Below are 18,699 nucleotides of genomic sequence, written 5' to 3'. Positions count from 1 at the left end.
AGTGATGCGACGAATTGCTGTGATGGGCGCCGCCGGGCGCATGGGCAAGAATCTGATCGAGGCGGTCAATCAGTCGGTCGGTGCGCAGCTAACTGCTGCCATTGATCGTCCGGATAGCAGTCTGATCGGTGCGGATGCGGGTGAGCTGGCGGGTATCGGCCGCAATGGCGTGGTGCTGGGCGGCGATCTGGCTGCCGTGCTGGATCAGTTTGATGTGGTTATCGACTTCACCCATCCCAGCGTGACCCTGAAAAACCTGGAAATCTGCCGCCAGGCCGGCAAGGCCATGATCATTGGTACCACCGGTTTTACGGTAGAGGAAAAGCAGCTGCTGTCTGAGGCGGCCAAACAGATCCCGATTGTGTTTGCCGCCAACTACAGCGTGGGCGTCAATCTGTGCCTGAAGCTGCTCGACACGGCGGCGCGGGTGCTGGGCGATGATGTCGATATCGAGGTCATCGAAGCTCACCACCGCCACAAGGTTGATGCGCCGTCAGGCACCGCGCTGCGCATGGGCGAGGTGCTGGCCAATGCGCTGGGGCGCGATCTGGAAAAAGTCGCTGTCTACGGCCGTGAGGGCCAGACCGGCGCCCGCGCCCGCGAAACCATCGGTTTTGCCACGGTGCGCGCCGGCGATGTGGTGGGTGATCACACCGTGCTATTTGCCGCCGATGGCGAACGCGTGGAAATCACGCACAAGGCTTCCAGTCGGATGACCTTCGCCAATGGTGCCGTACGTGCCGCGCTGTGGCTGGAAAAGCAGCCGGCAGGCCTGTACGACATGCAGGATGTGCTCGGTTTACGCTGAGTGGGACAAATCGACCCAGTCTTGCGGTGGACCAAAATGACGCATTCCTGTAAAATGCAGCTTTAGTGTGTTCATTAAAAGTTACGCAGAATGGTTCAGATAAAAAAGCGGGGTGACGGTCAACACGTCATCCCGCTTTTTTACAACCTGCGTTTGCGCAAGCCTAGATCTACGGGAGGTCTTCTTGACTAAGCCAGCCATACTCGCCCTTGCTGACGGCAGCATTTTTCGTGGCGATTCCATTGGAGCCGATGGTCATACCATTGGTGAGGTCGTGTTCAATACGGCCATGACCGGCTATCAGGAAATCCTCACCGATCCTTCCTATGCCCAGCAGATCGTTACCCTGACCTACCCGCACATCGGTAACACCGGCACCACGCCGGAAGATGCCGAAGCCAATCGCGTGTGGGCCGCCGGTCTGATCATTCGTGACCTGCCGTTGCTGTCCTCTTGCTGGCGCGACAAACAGCCGCTGGATGCGTATCTGAAAGAGAGCGGAACGGTAGCCATCGCCGGTATCGATACCCGCCGCCTGACGCGCATCCTGCGTGAGAAAGGCTCGCAGAATGGCTGCATTCTAGTGGGCGACGACGCCACCGAAGAAAAAGCTCTGGAGCTGGCGCGCAGCTTCCCCGGCCTCAAGGGCATGGACCTGGCCAAGGAAGTCACTACCGCCGAGCGTTACGAGTGGCGTTCCAGCGTGTGGCAGCTCAAGGGTGACTTTCATCCGGAAATCGCCGCGGCTGAGCTGCCCTATCACGTGGTGGCCTACGATTTCGGCGTCAAGCTGAACATCCTGCGCATGCTGGTCGCGCGCGGTTGCCGCGTCACCGTGGTTCCGGCCAAGACCCCGGCCAGCGAAGTGCTGGCGCTGAATCCGAATGGCGTGTTCCTCTCCAACGGCCCTGGCGACCCCGAGCCGTGTGAATACGCCATCCAGGCCATCAAAGAAGTGCTGGAAACCGACATTCCGGTATTCGGCATCTGCCTGGGTCACCAACTGCTGGCCCTGGCCTCCGGTGCCAAGACCGTGAAAATGGGCCACGGCCACCACGGTGCGAACCACCCGGTGCAGGACCTGAAAACCGGCGTGGTGATGATCACCAGCCAGAACCACGGTTTTGCCGTGGAAGAAAGCAGCCTGCCGGCCAATCTGCGTGCCACCCACAAGTCTCTGTTCGACGGCACCCTGCAGGGGATCGAGCGCACCGACAAGGAAGCCTTCAGCTTCCAGGGGCACCCGGAAGCAAGCCCGGGCCCGCATGACGTGGCCCCGCTGTTCGACCGCTTCATCGAAGCCATGGCCAAGCGCCGTTAAGCCTGCCGACTGACCCAAGGATTCGAGTAAGAAACATGCCAAAACGTACAGATATCAAAAGCATCCTGATCCTCGGCGCCGGCCCCATCGTCATTGGCCAGGCCTGCGAGTTCGACTACTCCGGCGCTCAGGCCTGCAAGGCGCTGAAGGAAGAGGGTTTCCGCGTCATCCTGGTGAACTCCAACCCGGCCACCATCATGACCGACCCGACCATGGCCGATGCCACCTACATCGAGCCGATCAAGTGGCAGACCGTGGCCAAGATCATCGAGAAGGAGCGCCCGGATGCGCTGCTGCCGACCATGGGTGGCCAGACCGCGCTGAACTGCGCGCTGGATCTGGAGCGCCATGGCGTGCTGGAGAAGTTCGGCGTCGAGATGATCGGTGCCAATGCCGATACCATCGACAAGGCTGAAGACCGTTCGCGCTTCGACAAGGCGATGAAAGATATCGGTCTCGCCTGCCCGGTTTCCGGCATTGCGCACAACATGGAAGAGGCTTACGGCGTACTGGATAAGGTCGGCTTCCCGTGCATCATCCGTCCGTCGTTCACCATGGGTGGCACCGGCGGTGGTATCGCGTACAACCGCGAAGAGTTCGAGGAAATCTGCGCCCGCGGTCTGGACCTGTCGCCGACCAGTGAGCTGCTGATCGACGAGTCGCTGATTGGCTGGAAAGAGTACGAGATGGAGGTGGTCCGCGATAAGAAGGACAACTGCATCATCGTCTGCTCCATCGAGAACTTCGATCCGATGGGCGTGCACACCGGCGACTCCATCACCGTGGCTCCGGCGCAGACCCTGACCGACAAGGAATACCAGATCATGCGCAACGCCTCCCTGGCGGTGCTGCGTGAGATCGGCGTGGAAACCGGCGGTTCAAACGTGCAGTTCGGCATCTGCCCGAACACCGGCCGTATGGTCGTGATCGAGATGAACCCGCGCGTGTCGCGTTCCTCGGCCCTGGCCTCCAAGGCCACCGGCTTCCCGATCGCCAAGATCGCCGCCAAGCTGGCCGTTGGTTACACCCTCGACGAGTTGCAGAACGACATCACCGGTGGCCGTACTCCGGCCTCGTTCGAGCCGGCCATCGACTACGTCGTCACCAAGATTCCGCGTTTTGCATTCGAGAAGTTCCCGAAAGCAGACGCCCGCCTGACCACCCAGATGAAGTCCGTGGGTGAAGTCATGGCTATCGGTCGCACCTTCCAGGAATCCGTGCAGAAAGCCCTGCGCGGTCTGGAAGTGGGCGTGGCTGGCTTCGATCCGAAGCTCGATCTGAACGATCCGGAGGCCGAGAGCACCCTGCGCCGCGAGCTGACCGTGCCGAGTGCCGACCGCATCTGGTACGTGGCTGATGCCTTCCGCGCCGGCAAGAGCATCTCCGAAGTGTTCGAGCTGACCCGCATCGACGAGTGGTTCCTGGTGCAGATCGAGGATCTGGTCAAGGATGAGGAGAAGGTCAAGACCCTCGGCCTGTCCAGCATCGATCGCGACCTGATGTACAAGCTCAAGCGCAAGGGCTTCTCCGACGCGCGCCTGGCCAAGCTGCTGGGTGTGACCGAGAAGAACCTGCGTAGCCACCGCCACAAGCTGAAAGTGCTGCCGGTGTACAAGCGCGTCGACACTTGCGCCGCCGAGTTCGCCACCGACACCGCCTACATGTACTCGACCTACGAGGAAGAGTGCGAGGCCAATCCGAGTGGTCGTGACAAGATCATGATCCTGGGCGGCGGTCCCAACCGTATCGGTCAGGGCATCGAGTTCGACTACTGCTGTGTACACGCGGCGTTGGCGATGCGTGAAGACGGTTACGAGACCATCATGGTCAACTGCAACCCGGAAACCGTCTCCACCGACTACGACACCTCCGATCGCCTGTACTTCGAGCCGGTAACTCTGGAAGACGTACTGGAGATCGTTCGCGTCGAGCAGCCGAAAGGCGTGATCGTGCAGTACGGCGGTCAGACTCCGCTGAAGATCTGTCGCGCCCTGGAAGAAGCCGGTGTGCCGATCATCGGTACCTCGCCTGACGCCATCGACCGTGCCGAAGACCGTGAGCGCTTCCAGCAGATGGTTCAGCGTCTCGGTCTGCGTCAGCCGGCCAACGCCACTGCGCGCAGTGAAGACGAGGCTCTGGCCCACTCCAAAACCATTGGTTATCCGCTGGTGGTGCGCCCGTCCTACGTACTGGGCGGCCGTGCCATGGAGATCGTCTACCAGGAAGACGAACTCAAGCGTTACATGCGCGAAGCGGTCAAGGTCTCCAACGATAGCCCGGTGCTGCTCGACCACTTCCTCAACTGCGCCATCGAGGTGGACGTGGATGCGGTGTGTGACGGCGAAAGCGTGGTGATCGGCGCGATCATGCAGCACATCGAACAGGCCGGCGTGCACTCCGGTGACTCGGCGTGCTCCCTGCCGCCGTACTCGCTGCCGATGCACATCCAGGACGAGATCCGCGACCAGGTCAAGAAAATGGCCCTGGAACTCGGCGTGGTCGGTCTGATGAACGTGCAGATGGCCGTGCAGGGTGAGGACATCTTCGTCATCGAAGTGAACCCGCGCGCCTCGCGTACCGTGCCGTTCGTCTCCAAGTGCGTTGGCGTCTCGCTGGCCAAGGTGGCGGCGCGCGTCATGGCTGGCAAGTCGCTGGCCGATGCTGGCTACACCAAGGAAATCATTCCGCCGTACTTCAGCGTCAAGGAAGCGGTATTCCCGTTCGCCAAGTTCCCGGGCGTCGATCCGATTCTCGGCCCAGAGATGAAGTCCACCGGTGAAGTCATGGGTGTTGGCGATACCTTTGGCGAGGCCTTCTCCAAGGCTCAGCTGGGTGCCAGCGAGATTCTGCCGAACGCCGGCGTGGCCTTCATCAGTGTGCGCGAAGACGATAAGCCATTCGTCGAGCAAGTCGCTCGTGATCTGGTCAATCTCGGTTTCGAGGTGGTCGCCACTGCCGGCACCGCCCGCGTGATCGAGGCTGCTGGACTGCCGGTGCGTCGCGTGAACAAGGTGACCGAAGGTCGCCCACACGTGGTCGATATGATCAAGAACGACGAAGTAACCCTGATCATCAACACTACCGAGGGGCGTCAGTCGATTGCCGACTCCTACTCCATCCGTCGTAACGCTCTACAGCACAAGATCTACTGCACCACCACCATTGCGGCTGGTCAGGCGATCTGCGAAGCGCTCAAGTTCGGCCCGGAAAAGGCTGTGCGCCGGCTGCAAGATCTGCATGCAGGAATCAAGGCATGAATAAATACCCGATGACCGTCCAGGGCGCTCGCGCCCTAGAGGAAGAGCTGACTCACCTGACCAAGGTCGTGCGTCCGAAACTCAGTCAGGACATCGGCGAGGCACGTGAACTGGGCGATCTCAAGGAGAACGCCGAATATCATGCCGCTCGCGAGCAGCAGGGCATGGTTGAGGCGCGCATCCGTGATATCGAGGGTCGCCTGCAGAACGCGGTGGTCATCGATGTCACCACCATTGCCCATACCGGCAAGGTGATCTTCGGTACTACCGTCGAGATCGCCAACGTCGAGACAGATGAAAGCGTGACTTACCAGATCGTGGGTGAGGATGAGGCTGACATCAAGGCTGGCAAGATTTCCGTCGGCTCGCCCATTGCCCGCGCCCTCGTGGGTAAGGAAGAGGGTGATGTGGTGACGGTGAAGACGCCGAGCGGCATTATCGAGTACGAGATTGTTGAAGTCCGCCATCTCTGACGCCGCGCCGCTCAGGGCTGGCGTCATTACCTGGCGCCTGGCTCTGACCTTTTGGGTTGGTGGCATGTGGATGCTGCACTTCGTGCTGCTGCCCATGCTGGAACAGGCGGGAATGGCCAGCTTGCTGGTGGAGGGTGTGGCCGACAAGCTGCGCCCGGCACTGGTAGGCTTTGCTGCTTTCTGTGCACTTTTGCAGCTACTGCTGTTGCAGTTGGCAGAGGGGCGCCGTGCCGTGCTGGATTTGCGCGGTCAGCTGCTGTTTGCGGTGTTGGGCTTGGCGTTGCTGTTTTTCCTGGCTAGGCACTGGTGGCCGGCGGAAGTATTCTGGCAACTGCTGGGCTTTGTCGCTCAGGCCTTTTGCGGCCTTTTGCTGGTATTGCAGGCGGGGCCCGGCGGTGAGTCGGTGCGCAGCGCCTGAGGCACGCGCACCACATGCTCAGAGTGCGCTGAAACGGCTGATGTTGGACAGGTTCTTGTTCGGCTTGGGATTCCTGCGGTAGAGCAGTGCCATCTTGCCGATGACCTGTACCAGCTCGCAGCGGCCGACGCGGCTCAGCTCGTCAATCAGGGCGCGGCGATCTTCGCGCTCGGTGATGCGGAACTGCACTTTGATCAGCTCGTGGTCGTTCAGGGCGCGTTCCAGCTCAGCAACAACGCCTTCGCTCAAACCGTTTTCCGCCACAATCAACACTGGTTTGAGGTGGTGGCCGATGGATTTGAACTGTTTCTTCTGCTCTTGAGTGAGCGCCATAATTTGACCTCTAGGTCTGAACTCTTCGAAAACGGCGCTTAGTTTACCCGAGCGAGCGGTGGCAGCCCAGCCAAACCCAAGGATCGTCGGTAATTGCTCGGTTGCTCTTGTGATTAGCGAAAGGGCCCCAATATTTGTGTTTGGGTCGTGTGGCGAGGGTGAGCTGATTCCTACCGTCGCGTAACTGCCGGTATGAGCAATATCCGCTCGCTCGTGGCTTTCGCGAGGCCTAGACTGGTTTCAGGTAGTAAAGCGTTACAGAGCGTGCCTGCGGGGCGAAGGGCTTTGGTGTAAGTTAAGGCGGGTAATCAACCAGCCGTGATGCGGAGTGGCGCCTCGGGACGGGGCGAGCTTCAGAGGGTAGTGAATTGAACGATATGGCAAAGAACCTGATCCTGTGGCTGATCATCGCAGCCGTTCTGGTGACGGTGATGAACAACTTCTCCAGCCCTACTGAAGCCAGCAAGCTGAACTATTCCGAGTTCATCCAGCAGGTGCAGCAGGGGGCAGTCACCGAGGTGACGGTCAACGGCTATATCATCAGTGGCAAGCGTGCGGATGGCACCAAGTTCGATACTGTGCGCCCGGCCATTGAGGATCGTGGCCTGATCAAGGATCTGCTCGACAATAACGTCAAGATCATTGGTGAACAGCCAGAGCGCCAGAGCATCTGGACCCAGTTGCTTGTCGCTAGCTTCCCGATTCTGGTGATCATCGCCGTATTCATGTTTTTCATGCGCCAGATGCAGGGCGGCGGTGGCGGCAAGGGCGGGCCGATGAGCTTCGGCAAGTCCAAGGCGCGCCTGCTCTCGGAAGATCAGGTTAAAACCACTCTGGCTGACGTTGCCGGTTGTGACGAGGCCAAGGAAGAGGTCGGCGAGCTGGTCGAATTCCTCCGCGATCCGGGCAAGTTCCAGCGTCTGGGTGGGCGTATCCCGCGTGGCGTGCTGATGGTCGGCCCGCCGGGGACCGGCAAGACGCTGTTAGCCAAGGCGATCGCTGGTGAGGCCAAGGTGCCGTTCTTCACCATTTCCGGTTCCGATTTCGTCGAGATGTTCGTCGGTGTCGGTGCCAGTCGTGTACGCGACATGTTCGAGCAGGCCAAGAAACATGCGCCCTGCATCATCTTCATTGATGAGATCGATGCGGTTGGTCGTCATCGCGGCGCCGGTCTGGGGGGCGGTCACGATGAGCGCGAGCAGACCCTTAACCAGTTGCTGGTGGAGATGGACGGCTTCGAAATGAATGACGGCATAATCGTCATCGCCGCCACCAACCGTCCAGACGTGCTGGATCCGGCGTTGCTGCGCCCAGGTCGTTTCGACCGCCAGGTGGTGGTGGGCCTGCCGGATATCCGTGGTCGTGAGCAGATTCTCAAAGTGCACATGCGCAAGGTGCCGATGGGCGACAATGTCGATCCGGCCGTTATCGCGCGGGGCACTCCGGGCTTTTCCGGTGCAGATCTGGCCAATCTGGTGAATGAGGCTTCTCTGTTTGCTGCGCGGGCCAACAAGCGCCTGGTAGAAATGAAGGAATTCGAGCTGGCCAAGGACAAGATCATGATGGGTGCCGAGCGCAAATCCATGGTCATGTCCGACAAGGAAAAGCTCAATACCGCTTATCACGAGGCTGGCCACGCTATCGTCGGGCGTCTGGTTCCCGAGCATGATCCGGTCTACAAGGTGTCGATCATTCCACGTGGGCGGGCGCTTGGTGTAACCATGTTCCTGCCGGAGGAAGATCGTTACAGCCTGTCCAAGCGGGCGCTGGAGAGTCAGATATGCTCGCTGTTTGGTGGCCGTATCGCTGAGGAAATGACCCTGGGCTTTGACGGCGTCACTACGGGTGCTTCCAACGACATCATGCGTGCCACGCAGATTGCTCGAAACATGGTGACCAAGTGGGGCTTGTCGGAAAAGCTCGGTCCGCTCATGTATGCGGAAGAAGAGGGAGAGGTCTTTCTGGGGCGCAGTGCAGGTAGTCAGCACACGAATGTTTCGGGTGAAACCGCCAAACTGATTGACCAGGAAGTGCGTCGCATCATTGATGACAGTTACGGTAAAGCTCGGCATCTGCTCGAGGTAAATCGTGACAAGTTAGATCTGATGGCTGAGGCACTGATGAAGTATGAAACCATCGATGCCGAGCAGATCAGCGACATCATGGAGGGGCGCCCACCGCGCGAGCCGCGTGACTGGCAGGGTGGTTCGGGCAGTTCGGCTGCGCCAGACGCTCCAGTAGACATGCCGCAGACGCCCATCGGTGGTCCGGCCGGCGAGCATTAAGTCTTTCGATGATCAGTCAGTCCTGTCCGACCCGGCTGCCATGTGGCAGCCGGATTCTTGATTTGGCCCATCCGCATGTGATGGGCATTCTTAATGTAACTCCCGACTCTTTTTCTGACGGTGGCCGCTACAGCGCTCTGGATTCGGCCCTGCTCCATGCCCAGGCAATGGTGAGGGCGGGTGCTTCCTTGATCGATGTAGGTGGGGAGTCGACGCGTCCAGGTGCTCGTCCGGTTTCTCCACTCGAGGAAATGGAGCGAGTCGCGCCTGTGGTTGAGCGCATCGTGGCAGAACTGGATGTCGTGGTGTCGGTGGATACGTCGACACCTGCGGTGATGCGTGAATGTGGTCGGTTGGGTGCTGGACTTATAAATGATGTTCGTTCGCTGCAGCGGGAGGGGGCTCTGCGGGCGGCCGCTGATAGTGGGATGGCTGTGTGTCTCATGCATATGCATGGTGAGCCACAGACCATGCAGGACAATCCGGTCTATGACGACTTGCTGCTTGATGTGATGGGCTTTCTGCGTGAGCGCCAGTTGGCCTGTGCGCAGGCCGGTATTGCCAGAGATAAGCTGCTGGTGGACCCGGGGTTTGGATTTGCCAAAACGCTTGCGCACAACCTCAGTCTGTTTCGTCAGATGGAGCTGCTGCATGAGCTGGGTAGTCCTTTGCTGGTTGGTGTGTCGCGTAAAAGCATGATCGGCAAGGTGCTGGAGCGTGATGTGGAAGATCGTCTGCCCGGTAGTTTGGCTTTGGCGGCCTTGGCGGTGGCCAAAGGCGCTCATATCATTCGTGCCCACGATGTGGCTGAGACGGTCGATGTCGTGCGCATGATCGATGCGGTGCGATGCGCTGAATAAATAAGGAAGTAGTAATGAGCAGAAAGTATTTCGGTACCGACGGTATTCGCGGTCATGTCGGGCAATTTCCGATCACTCCCGAGTTCATGCTCAAGCTCGGCTGGGCGGCGGGTATGGCGTTCCGCAAGCACGGAAAATGCCGCATCCTGATCGGCAAGGACACGCGCATTTCCGGCTATATGTTCGAATCTGCTCTTGAGGCAGGGTTGGCGGCGGCTGGCGCCGATGTGCAGCTATTGGGTCCCATGCCGACTCCGGCAGTGGCCTATCTGACACGGACTTTTCAGGCTGAGGCGGGCATCGTCATCAGTGCTTCGCATAACCCGCACGATGATAACGGCATCAAGTTCTTTTCCAGTCTGGGCACCAAGTTGCCGGATGAAGTGGAGTTGATGATCGAAGAGCTGCTGGATCAGCCGATGACGGTTGTCGAGTCTGCTCAGATCGGCAAGGCCTCCCGCATCAATGATGCTGCCGGCCGGTATATCGAATTCTGTAAGAGCAGTGTGCCGACCAGTACCAATCTGGCTGGTCTGAAGGTGGTGCTCGATTGCGCCCATGGTGCGACCTACAAGGTGGCGCCCAGTGTGTTTCGCGAGCTGGGGGCTGAGGTTTCGGTAATTGCGGCTCAGCCCAATGGCCTGAATATCAATGATCAGTGTGGCTCGACCCATGTCGAGGCGCTGCAGGCTGCCGTGGTATCGCAAAAAGCCGATCTGGGGATTGCCTTTGATGGTGATGGCGACCGTGTGTTGATGGTTGATCAGGCGGGTGTCGTAGTGGATGGCGATGAGCTGCTGTTCCTGATCGCTCGGGATCTGCACGAGCGTGGCCGCCTCGAGGGTGGCGTTGTCGGTACGCTGATGAGCAATCTGGGGTTGGAGTTGGCCTTGCAGGAATTGGCCATCCCCTTTGTGCGAGCCAAGGTCGGTGACCGATACGTGATTGCTGAGCTGCTGGAGCGTGGCTGGGTGCTGGGTGGCGAGGGTTCTGGCCATCTGGTGTGTTTCCAGCACACGACTACGGGTGATGCAATCATTGCGGCGCTGCAGGTGGTCATGGCTCTGCGCCGCTCAGGCCAGAGTTTGGCGGAGGCGCGCCAAGGCATGCACAAGTGTCCGCAGGTGCTGATCAATGTCCGCTACCAGGCCGGCGCTCATGATCCTGTTGCTGATGAGCGGGTTCAGGTTGCGTGTGCCGAGGTTACTGCTGCTATGGCTGGAAAGGGGCGTGTGCTGCTGCGCAAGTCTGGAACCGAGCCGTTGGTGCGGGTCATGGTCGAGGGTGAGGATGAGCGAGCGGTGCGCGCCCATGCAGAGTCGCTGGCCGGTCTGGTGGCTGAGGTATGTGCCTGATTTTTCTTGCCTGTTCATTTTTGCTTGGGTAACATCTGCGCCCACTTTGATCGACGAGGTAGAGCATGCGTCGCCCCTTGGTAGCTGGTAACTGGAAAATGCACGGTACCCGCGCCAGCGTCGCAGAGCTGATCAAAGGGCTCCGTCAGTTGGCGTTGCCTGCAGGAGTCGAGGTCGCGGTTTTGCCTCCTTGTCTGTATCTGCAGCAGGTTGTTCATGAGCTGCATGGCAAGTCGATTGCGGTAGGTGCTCAAAACTGTTCGGTTGAGCCGATGCAGGGTGCGCTTACCGGTGAGGTTGCTGCGAGCCAGTTGCATGATGCTGAATGTGTCTTTGTTCTGGTTGGGCATTCCGAGCGCCGAATGGTGCTGGGGGAGACTGATCAGCAGGTGGCGCGAAAATTCGAAGCAGCGCAATCCTGCGGATTGCAGCCAATTCTCTGTGTGGGTGAAACCCTGCAGGAGCGTGAGGCGGGAGAGACTCTGCTGGTTGTTTCGCGTCAGCTGGGTGCGGTGATTGAAGAGCTGGGTGTTGGTGCTTTTGCTCGCGCGGTAGTGGCTTATGAGCCTGTGTGGGCAATTGGTACTGGTCTGACTGCGACGCCGCAGCAGGCTCAGGAAGTGCATGCGGCGATCCGCGCTCAGGTCGCGGCTGAGAATGCTGAAGTAGCGCGCGGTTTGCGCGTGCTTTATGGCGGTAGCGTAAAGGCCGCCAATGCTGTCGAGTTGTTCGGCATGTCGGATATTGATGGGGGGCTTATTGGTGGCGCCTCACTAAATGCAGATGAGTTTGGTGCGATCTGTCGTGCCGCAGGAAACTGAGAATGCTTGAGACTATCGTAGTCGTGATTCATCTGCTGATGGCGCTGGGCCTTGTGGTCCTGGTGCTGCTGCAGCAGGGTAAGGGTGCGGATGCTGGTGCATCCTTTGGTGCGGGTGCTTCGGCAACTGTATTCGGAAGCCAAGGTTCTGCTACCTTTCTGAGTCGGTTTACTGCTATACTCGCCGCCGTATTTTTCATTACCAGCTTGGGCTTAGCCTTCTTTGCTAAAGAGAAAGCTAACGAGTTGAGTGGTGCAGGCCTGCCGGATCCGGCAGTGCTCGAGCAGAAGCAAGAAGTTCCGGCAGTATCTGATGTTCCGGTTCTGGAAGAGCAAAAGCCGAAGGCTGATGCGGCTTCCGATGTTCCTCCCGCAGAGGGGCAGTAAGACGGTTTTGCCGAGGTGGTGGAATTGGTAGACACGCTACCTTGAGGTGGTAGTGGCCATAGGCTGTAGGGGTTCGAGTCCCCTCCTCGGTACCATACAAGACAACGCCCGCTGCATGCGGGCGTTGTCGTTACTGGTCGTCAGGTTGACCGAAAGGGCGGTGGGGCTGTATCCTTGCGCATCAGCTTTGTTGCGGTGCAGGGTTGCTCCAGTTCTGGAGGCCAGGCTCGCGCACCAGTGGTCGCGAAGCCCCTTTTTAGGGGCTTTTTGCTAGCTGGACAGTTTTGGTCGTCATGCAGGCGGCACATGGGATGGGCGTTTCGCCCATTTTTTATTTTCACGGCATGCACGAGAGGTTCACGTGTCGAGCAAGCTGGAACAGTTGCAGGCCATGTTGGCTCCGGTCGTTGAAGCGCTGGGTTATGAATGCTGGGGGGTTGAGTTCATCTCCCAAGGTCGACATTCATTGCTGCGTGTCTATATCGATCATGCCAATGGCATTCAGGTAGATGACTGCGAAAAAGTCAGTCGTCAGGTCAGCGGTGTACTGGATGTGGAAGACCCCATCAGTTCCGAGTACACCCTCGAGGTTTCGTCGCCAGGCATGGATCGGCCGCTGTTCACGCTTGAACAGTTTGCCAAACACGCTGGCGAGCAAGTGAAGATCAAGCTGCGTTCGCCATTTGAAGGGCGTCGCAACTTTCAGGGTCTGCTGAAGGGTGTCGAGGAGCAGGATGTGATTGTCCAGGCGGACGAGCACGAGTATCTGCTGCCGGTCGACTCCATCGAGAAGGCCAACATCATTCCCCGGTTTGATTGAAGCGCGGCTCCGCAGCCAGCGCTGAACACGCACAGAGCGCGGACTCCGCGGGTCCAACGGATTGAGATAGGCGAGGCGTACGATGAGTAAAGAAGTACTGCTGGTTGTAGAGTCGGTGTCCAATGAAAAGGGCGTACCGGCAAGTGTGATTTTCGAAGCGCTGGAGCTGGCGCTTGCGACTGCCACCAAGAAGCGTTACGACGACGAAGTCGAAGTGCGGGTTGAAATCAACCGCCACAGCGGCAACTACGAGAGCTTCCGTTGCTGGACTGTCGTCGATGAAGATGACCTGGAGAATCCGGCAGCCCAGCTGACCGTAGAGCAGGCTCAAGAAATCAAGGCCGGCGCCAAGATTGGCGACGTTGTCGAAGAGAAGATCGACTCCATCGAGTTTGGTCGCATTGCTGCGCAAACCGCCAAGCAGGTCATCGTGCAGAAAGTGCGCGAGGCTGAGCGTGCCCAGGTGGTCGAAGCCTATCGCGAGCGCGTCGGTGACATCATCTCCGGTACCGTGAAAAAAGTGACCCGCGACAACGTGATCGTTGATCTGGGTAACAACGCCGAAGCTCTGCTGGCCCGCGAAGACATCATCCCGCGTGAAACCTTCCGTGTTGGTGCCCGTCTGCGTGCCCTGCTGAAGGAAATTCGCAGCGAGAACCGTGGTCCGCAACTGATCCTGTCGCGTACCGCGCCGCAGATGCTGATCGAGCTGTTCCGCATCGAAGTGCCGGAAATTGCCGAGCAGCTGATCGACGTGATGGCCGCAGCCCGTGATCCGGGTTCGCGAGCCAAGATCGCCGTGCGTTCCAAGGACAAGCGTATCGATCCGCAGGGCGCCTGCATCGGTATGCGCGGTTCGCGTGTCCAGGCCGTTTCTGGCGAGCTGGGTGGCGAGCGCGTCGATATCGTGCTGTGGGACGACAACCCGGCGCAGTTCGTGATCAATGCCATGGCACCGGCCGAAGTTGCTGCCATCATCGTTGACGAAGATGCCCATGCCATGGACATCGCCGTTGCCGAGGACAACCTGGCCCAGGCCATCGGTCGTGGCGGTCAGAACGTGCGTCTGGCCAGTCAGCTGACCGGCTGGACCCTGAATGTGATGACCGAAGCGGACATTCAGGCCAAGCAACAGGAAGAAACTGGCGACATCCTCCAGCAGTTCATCGACGAACTGGAAGTGGATGAAGAGTTGGCGCAAGTGCTGGTCGAAGAGGGCTTCACCAGCCTGGAAGAAATCGCCTACGTGCCAATGGAAGAAATGCTCAATATCGACGGTTTTGATGAAGACATCGTCAATGAGCTGCGCGCCCGCGCGAAGGATCGTTTGCTGACCAAGGCGATCGCCACAGAGGAAAAACTGGCGGATGCCCATCCCGCCGAAGATCTCGTCAGCCTGGAAGGTATGACCCGCGAGCTGGCTGCAGAGCTGGCAATGCGTGGTGTGATTACCCGTGAGGACCTGGCGGAGCAGTCGATTGATGACCTGCTCGTGATCGACGGTATGGATGAAGCGCGTGCCGGCAAGCTGATCATGGCAGCCCGCGCTCATTGGTTTGAGTAAGCGGTCGCTGTCCGAGGAGAGAAGTGCATGACGCAAGTCACGGTGAAAGAACTGGCCCAAGTGGTCGATACGCCGGTAGAGCGCCTGCTGCAGCAGATGCGTGAGGCCGGTCTGTCGCATTCCAGCGCCGACCAGGTTGTGACCGATAACGAGAAGCAGGCTCTGCTGGCCTACCTGAAAGGTAGCCACGGTGAGAAAGTTGAAGAGCCGCGCAAGATTACCCTGCAGCGCAAGACCACCACGACCCTGAGGGTCGCTGGTAGTAAGACGGTCAGCGTTGAAGTGCGCAAGAAGAAAACCTACGTCAAGCGCAGCCCGGAAGAGCTCGAAGCTGATCGTCTGCGCGAGCTGGCCGAGCAGCAGGCTGCCGAGGAAGCGGCGCGCCAGAAGGCTGTCGAAGAAGCCAAGAAGCAGGCTGCCGAGGTGGCAAGCCGGCAGGCTCAGGTTCCTGCCGCAGCTCCTGTTGCTGCGACGGTCGCTCCTGTCGTTGACGCGGTTGCCGCCGCTCCGCTGGATGACCGCAAGAAGGAAGAGGTCCGTCGCGTGCCGGATCGTCCGGCGCCGACTCGTGATGAGGATGAGCGTCGCGATCGCAAGCACACGGCCCACCGTCCTTCGGTCAAAGAGAAAGAGAAGGTTCCGGCGCCGCGCGTTGCGCCACGTAGCACCGACGAGGAGACCGATGGTTTCCGCCGTGGTGGTCGTGGTGGCAAGTCCAAGCTGAAGAAGCGCAATCAACATGGGTTCCAGAGCCCAACGGGGCCCATCGTGCGTGATATCAACATTGGCGAAACCATTACCGTTGCCGAGCTGGCGTCGCAGATGGCGATCAAGGGCGCGGAAATCGTCAAGTTCATGTTCAAGATGGGCACTCCGGTGACCATCAACCAGGTGCTGGATCAGGAAACTGCCCAGCTGGTGGCTGAAGAGTTTGGGCACAAGGTCAAGCTGGTCAGCGAGAACGCCCTGGAAGAGCAACTGGCTGAGTCGCTGAAGTTTGAAGGCGAGGCATTGTCCCGCGCGCCGGTAGTGACCGTGATGGGTCACGTTGACCACGGTAAGACCTCGCTGCTCGACTACATCCGCCGCGCCAAGGTGGCCGCTGGTGAAGCGGGTGGTATTACCCAGCACATTGGCGCCTACCACGTCGAAACCGATCGCGGCATGGTCACCTTCCTCGATACCCCGGGTCACGCTGCGTTCACTCAGATGCGTGCCCGTGGTGCCAAGGCGACCGATATCGTCATCCTGGTGGTGGCGGCGGACGACGGCGTGATGCCGCAGACCCAGGAAGCCGTGCAGCATGCGAAAGCCGCTGGCGTGCCGATCGTGGTTGCGGTCAACAAGATCGACAAGCCCGATGCCAACCCGGACAACATCAAGAACGGTCTAGCCGCTCTGGACGTTATCCCGGAAGAGTGGGGCGGTGATGCGCCGTTCGTTCATGTCTCCGCCAAGATGGGTACCGGCGTCGACGAACTGCTCGAAGCTGTGTTGCTGCAGGCTGAAGTGCTTGAACTCAAAGCCACTCCGTCGGCTCCGGGCCGTGGCGTGGTCGTCGAGTCCCGCCTGGACAAGGGCCGTGGCCCGGTAGCCACCGTGCTGGTTCAGGACGGCACCCTGCGTCAGGGCGACATGGTCCTGGTCGGCGTCAACTATGGCCGCGTGCGCGCCATGCTTGACGAGAACGGCAAGCCGATCAAGGAAGCCGGTCCGTCGATTCCGGTCGAGATTCTCGGCCTGGACGGCACCCCGGAAGCGGGCGACGACATGACCGTAGTTGCCGACGAGAAGAAGGCCCGTGAAGTGGCCCTGTTCCGTCAAGGCAAGTTCCGCGAAGTGAAACTGGCTCGCGCGCATGCCGGCAAGCTGGAAAACATCTTCGAGAATATGGGCCAGGAAGAGAAGAAGACGCTCAATATCGTCCTCAAGTCCGACGTCCGTGGCTCGCTGGAAGCACTGCAGGGTTCGCTCAGCGGTCTGGGCAACGATGAAGTGCAGGTTCGCGTGGTTGGCGGTGGTGTCGGTGGTATCACCGAGTCCGATGCCAACCTGGCGCTGGCCTCCAACGCCGTGCTGTTCGGCTTCAACGTCCGTGCCGATGCTGGTGCGCGCAAGATCGTCGAGGCCGAAGGCCTGGACATGCGTTATTACAACGTGATCTACGACATCATCGAAGACGTCAAGAAGGCCCTGACCGGCATGCTTGGCAGCGATGTGCGCGAGAACATCCTGGGTATCGCCGAAGTGCGTGACGTGTTCCGCTCGCCGAAGTTCGGCGCGGTTGCCGGCTGCATGGTGGTCGAGGGTGTCGTGCACCGTAATCGTCCGATCCGTGTGCTGCGTGACGACGTGGTGATCTTCGAAGGCGAACTGGAATCCCTGCGCCGCTTCAAGGACGACATGTCTGAGGTGCGTAACGGCATGGAGTGCGGTATCGCGGTGAAGAGCTACAACGACGTCAAGGTCGGCGACAAGATCGAAGTGTTCGAGAAAGTCCAGGTGGCGCGCAGCCTGTAAGGTTGCTCGTTCGCCCTGCAGCGCCCGGCTCCGCTCTGTTTGCGGAGTCGGGCGTTTGCCGCTTATGAGGTAAAGGAAAATGGCAAAAGATTACAGTCGCACCCAGCGTATCGGTGACCAGATGCAGAAAGAGCTGGCCGTGCTGATTCCGCGCGAAGTCAGAGATCCGCGCCTGGGCTTCGTCACCATCACCGCCGTCGAGGTCAGTCGTGACCTGGGCCATGCCAAGGTGTTCATCACCCTGATGGGCGATACCGACGCGGACAAGGTGCGTGGCAATCTGCATATCCTCAACGATGCGTCCGGTTACCTGCGCATGTTGCTGGGGCGTGTGATGAAGCTGCGCAGCGTGCCGCAGATCCATTTCCACTACGACGAGAGCATCTCCCGTGGTGCGCACCTGTCCGCCCTGATCGACCAGGCTCTGGCCGAGGATCGTCGTAAGCAGCAGGACGAGGACTGAGCGTGGCCCAGGTCAAACGTATTCGCCGTGCAGTCAACGGTATTCTCGTATTCGACAAGCCGCTGGGCATGAGCTCCAACCAGGCGCTGCAAAAGGTGCGCTGGTTGCTCAATGCCGAGAAGGCCGGTCATACCGGCAGTCTCGATCCGCTCGCCACTGGTGTTTTGCCGCTCTGTTTCGGCGAGGCGACCAAGTACTCCCAGTACCTGCTGGATGCCGACAAGGGCTACCGCACCGTGGCGCAGTTGGGGGTGACCACCACAACCGGCGATGCCGAAGGTGATGTTCTTGAGCGCCGCGAGGTGACCGTTGGTCGCTCCGAACTGGAGCAGGCGCTGGTGGGTTTTCGTGGTGATATCAAACAGATACCGCCCATGTACTCGGCGTTGAAGAAGGATGGTCAACCGCTGTACAAGCTGGCGCGGGCTGGAGAGGTAGTGGAGCGCGAGGCGCGATCTGTTACTATATCGCGCCTCGATGTAGAGGCCTTCGAGCCGCCACTGGCGACGCTTGAGGTGGCCTGCAGCAAAGGCACCTACATTCGCACCCTGGTCGAAGACCTCGGTCAGGTGCTGGGCTGCGGTGCTCATGTGGCGCAATTGCGACGCACCCAGGCCGGGCCTTTTGTGTTGGCCCAAGCCGTAAGCCTGGAAACGCTGGAGAAAGCCCATGCCGAGGGCGGCTCGGAAGCGCTGGATGCGTTTCTCCTGCCGGCAGATGCGGGTTTGCTGCACTGGCCGCTGGTACAGCTCTCGGAGCACAGCGCCTACTACTGGTTGCATGGGCAGCCGGTACGCGTACCGGAAGCACCGAAGTTCGGCATGCTGCGGGTACAGGATCACGAAGGACGCTTCATCGGTATCGGTGAGGTGACAGACGATGGGCGAATTGCCCCGCGTCGACTGATTCGGTCAGTCTGACCGAAACCGCTGGCGGGTTGATCTGCCAGGGGAACGAGGGTGGCTGTTAACAGGCATGGTCATTCCTCACTTTAAAACACAGGGTCAAAGCCCTG

At 59.7% G+C, this 18,699-nt stretch carries 16 protein-coding genes and 1 tRNA gene; 16 read left to right on the top strand and 1 reads right to left on the bottom strand.

Annotation, left to right across the window (positions count from 1 at the left end; translation table 11 throughout):
- Nucleotides 1–4 precede the first annotated feature (4 nt).
- The 5 genes from dapB to HNP49_RS08920 all read left to right on the top strand — a co-directional run bounded on the left by dapB (nucleotide 5) and on the right by HNP49_RS08920 (nucleotide 6,277).
- On the top strand, nucleotides 5–808 hold the full coding sequence (gene dapB / locus HNP49_RS08940) for a 4-hydroxy-tetrahydrodipicolinate reductase (RefSeq protein WP_184682467.1): 804 nt from the start codon (nucleotides 5–7) through the stop codon (nucleotides 806–808).
- A 184-nt stretch (nucleotides 809–992) separates the two neighbouring features.
- Entirely contained in the window at nucleotides 993–2,129 is a 1,137-nt protein-coding gene (carA, locus tag HNP49_RS08935) for a glutamine-hydrolyzing carbamoyl-phosphate synthase small subunit (RefSeq protein ID WP_184682465.1), read from the top strand.
- A gap of 35 nt (nucleotides 2,130–2,164) precedes the next feature.
- Nucleotides 2,165–5,386 carry a carbamoyl-phosphate synthase large subunit gene (gene carB, locus HNP49_RS08930; RefSeq protein ID WP_184682459.1) on the top strand — a complete coding sequence of 1,074 codons (3,222 nt, stop codon included), beginning with the start codon at nucleotides 2,165–2,167 and terminating at the stop codon, nucleotides 5,384–5,386.
- Nucleotides 5,383–5,859 carry a transcription elongation factor GreA gene (greA, locus tag HNP49_RS08925; protein ID WP_184682450.1) on the top strand — a complete coding sequence of 159 codons (477 nt, stop codon included), beginning with the start codon at nucleotides 5,383–5,385 and terminating at the stop codon, nucleotides 5,857–5,859. Before carB ends, greA begins: the two co-directional genes overlap by 4 nt.
- Entirely contained in the window at nucleotides 5,840–6,277 is a 438-nt protein-coding gene (locus tag HNP49_RS08920; protein WP_409372537.1) for a DUF4149 domain-containing protein, read from the top strand. The genes greA and HNP49_RS08920 overlap by 20 nt, the downstream gene beginning before the upstream one ends.
- Before the next feature lie 18 nt (nucleotides 6,278–6,295).
- On the opposite strand, the gene yhbY is transcribed toward HNP49_RS08920, so the two are convergent.
- Nucleotides 6,296–6,610, bottom strand: coding sequence for a ribosome assembly RNA-binding protein YhbY (gene yhbY, locus HNP49_RS08915; RefSeq protein ID WP_184682447.1), 315 nt, complete (start codon nucleotides 6,608–6,610; stop codon nucleotides 6,296–6,298).
- A gap of 377 nt (nucleotides 6,611–6,987) precedes the next feature.
- Here yhbY and ftsH point away from each other — a divergent pair, with 377 nt between their 5' ends.
- The 11 genes from ftsH to truB all read left to right on the top strand — a co-directional run bounded on the left by ftsH (nucleotide 6,988) and on the right by truB (nucleotide 18,604).
- Entirely contained in the window at nucleotides 6,988–8,895 is a 1,908-nt protein-coding gene (ftsH, locus tag HNP49_RS08910; protein ID WP_184682445.1) for an ATP-dependent zinc metalloprotease FtsH, read from the top strand.
- 8 nt (nucleotides 8,896–8,903) lie between these two features.
- Nucleotides 8,904–9,755 carry a dihydropteroate synthase gene (folP, locus tag HNP49_RS08905; protein WP_184682443.1) on the top strand — a complete coding sequence of 284 codons (852 nt, stop codon included), beginning with the start codon at nucleotides 8,904–8,906 and terminating at the stop codon, nucleotides 9,753–9,755.
- Nucleotides 9,756–9,769: 14 nt separating this feature from the next.
- Nucleotides 9,770–11,110 carry a phosphoglucosamine mutase gene (glmM, locus tag HNP49_RS08900; protein ID WP_184682441.1) on the top strand — a complete coding sequence of 447 codons (1,341 nt, stop codon included), beginning with the start codon at nucleotides 9,770–9,772 and terminating at the stop codon, nucleotides 11,108–11,110.
- Nucleotides 11,111–11,175: 65 nt separating this feature from the next.
- Nucleotides 11,176–11,931 (top strand): triose-phosphate isomerase, encoded by a 756-nt coding sequence (gene tpiA / locus HNP49_RS08895; protein WP_184682439.1) that lies wholly within the window; start codon nucleotides 11,176–11,178, stop codon nucleotides 11,929–11,931.
- Between the two features lie 2 nt (nucleotides 11,932–11,933).
- The gene (gene secG, locus HNP49_RS08890; RefSeq protein ID WP_184682437.1) at nucleotides 11,934–12,317 is read left to right on the top strand and encodes a preprotein translocase subunit SecG; all 384 of its coding nucleotides are present in this window, start codon (nucleotides 11,934–11,936) and stop codon (nucleotides 12,315–12,317) included.
- Nucleotides 12,318–12,326: 9 nt separating this feature from the next.
- Nucleotides 12,327–12,412 (top strand) — tRNA-Leu (locus HNP49_RS08885).
- A 266-nt stretch (nucleotides 12,413–12,678) separates the two neighbouring features.
- Nucleotides 12,679–13,137, top strand: a complete 459-nt coding sequence (gene rimP, locus HNP49_RS08880; RefSeq protein WP_184682435.1) for a ribosome maturation factor RimP — start codon at nucleotides 12,679–12,681, stop codon at nucleotides 13,135–13,137.
- 82 nt (nucleotides 13,138–13,219) lie between these two features.
- Entirely contained in the window at nucleotides 13,220–14,701 is a 1,482-nt protein-coding gene (nusA, locus tag HNP49_RS08875) for a transcription termination factor NusA (protein ID WP_184682433.1), read from the top strand.
- Between the two features lie 27 nt (nucleotides 14,702–14,728).
- The gene (infB, locus tag HNP49_RS08870; protein ID WP_184682431.1) at nucleotides 14,729–17,221 is read left to right on the top strand and encodes a translation initiation factor IF-2; all 2,493 of its coding nucleotides are present in this window, start codon (nucleotides 14,729–14,731) and stop codon (nucleotides 17,219–17,221) included.
- A 79-nt stretch (nucleotides 17,222–17,300) separates the two neighbouring features.
- Complete coding sequence (gene rbfA, locus HNP49_RS08865) at nucleotides 17,301–17,684, top strand: 30S ribosome-binding factor RbfA (RefSeq protein WP_184682429.1); 384 nt, start codon at nucleotides 17,301–17,303, stop codon at nucleotides 17,682–17,684.
- A 2-nt stretch (nucleotides 17,685–17,686) separates the two neighbouring features.
- Nucleotides 17,687–18,604 carry a tRNA pseudouridine(55) synthase TruB gene (gene truB / locus HNP49_RS08860; protein ID WP_184682428.1) on the top strand — a complete coding sequence of 306 codons (918 nt, stop codon included), beginning with the start codon at nucleotides 17,687–17,689 and terminating at the stop codon, nucleotides 18,602–18,604.
- The last annotated feature ends 95 nt before the right edge of the window (nucleotides 18,605–18,699 follow it).

It is taken from the genome of Pseudomonas fluvialis, assembly GCF_014207935.1.
Lineage (GTDB): Bacteria > Pseudomonadota > Gammaproteobacteria > Pseudomonadales > Pseudomonadaceae > Aquipseudomonas > Aquipseudomonas fluvialis_A.
This window is presented reverse-complemented; position numbering and strand designations above follow the sequence as displayed.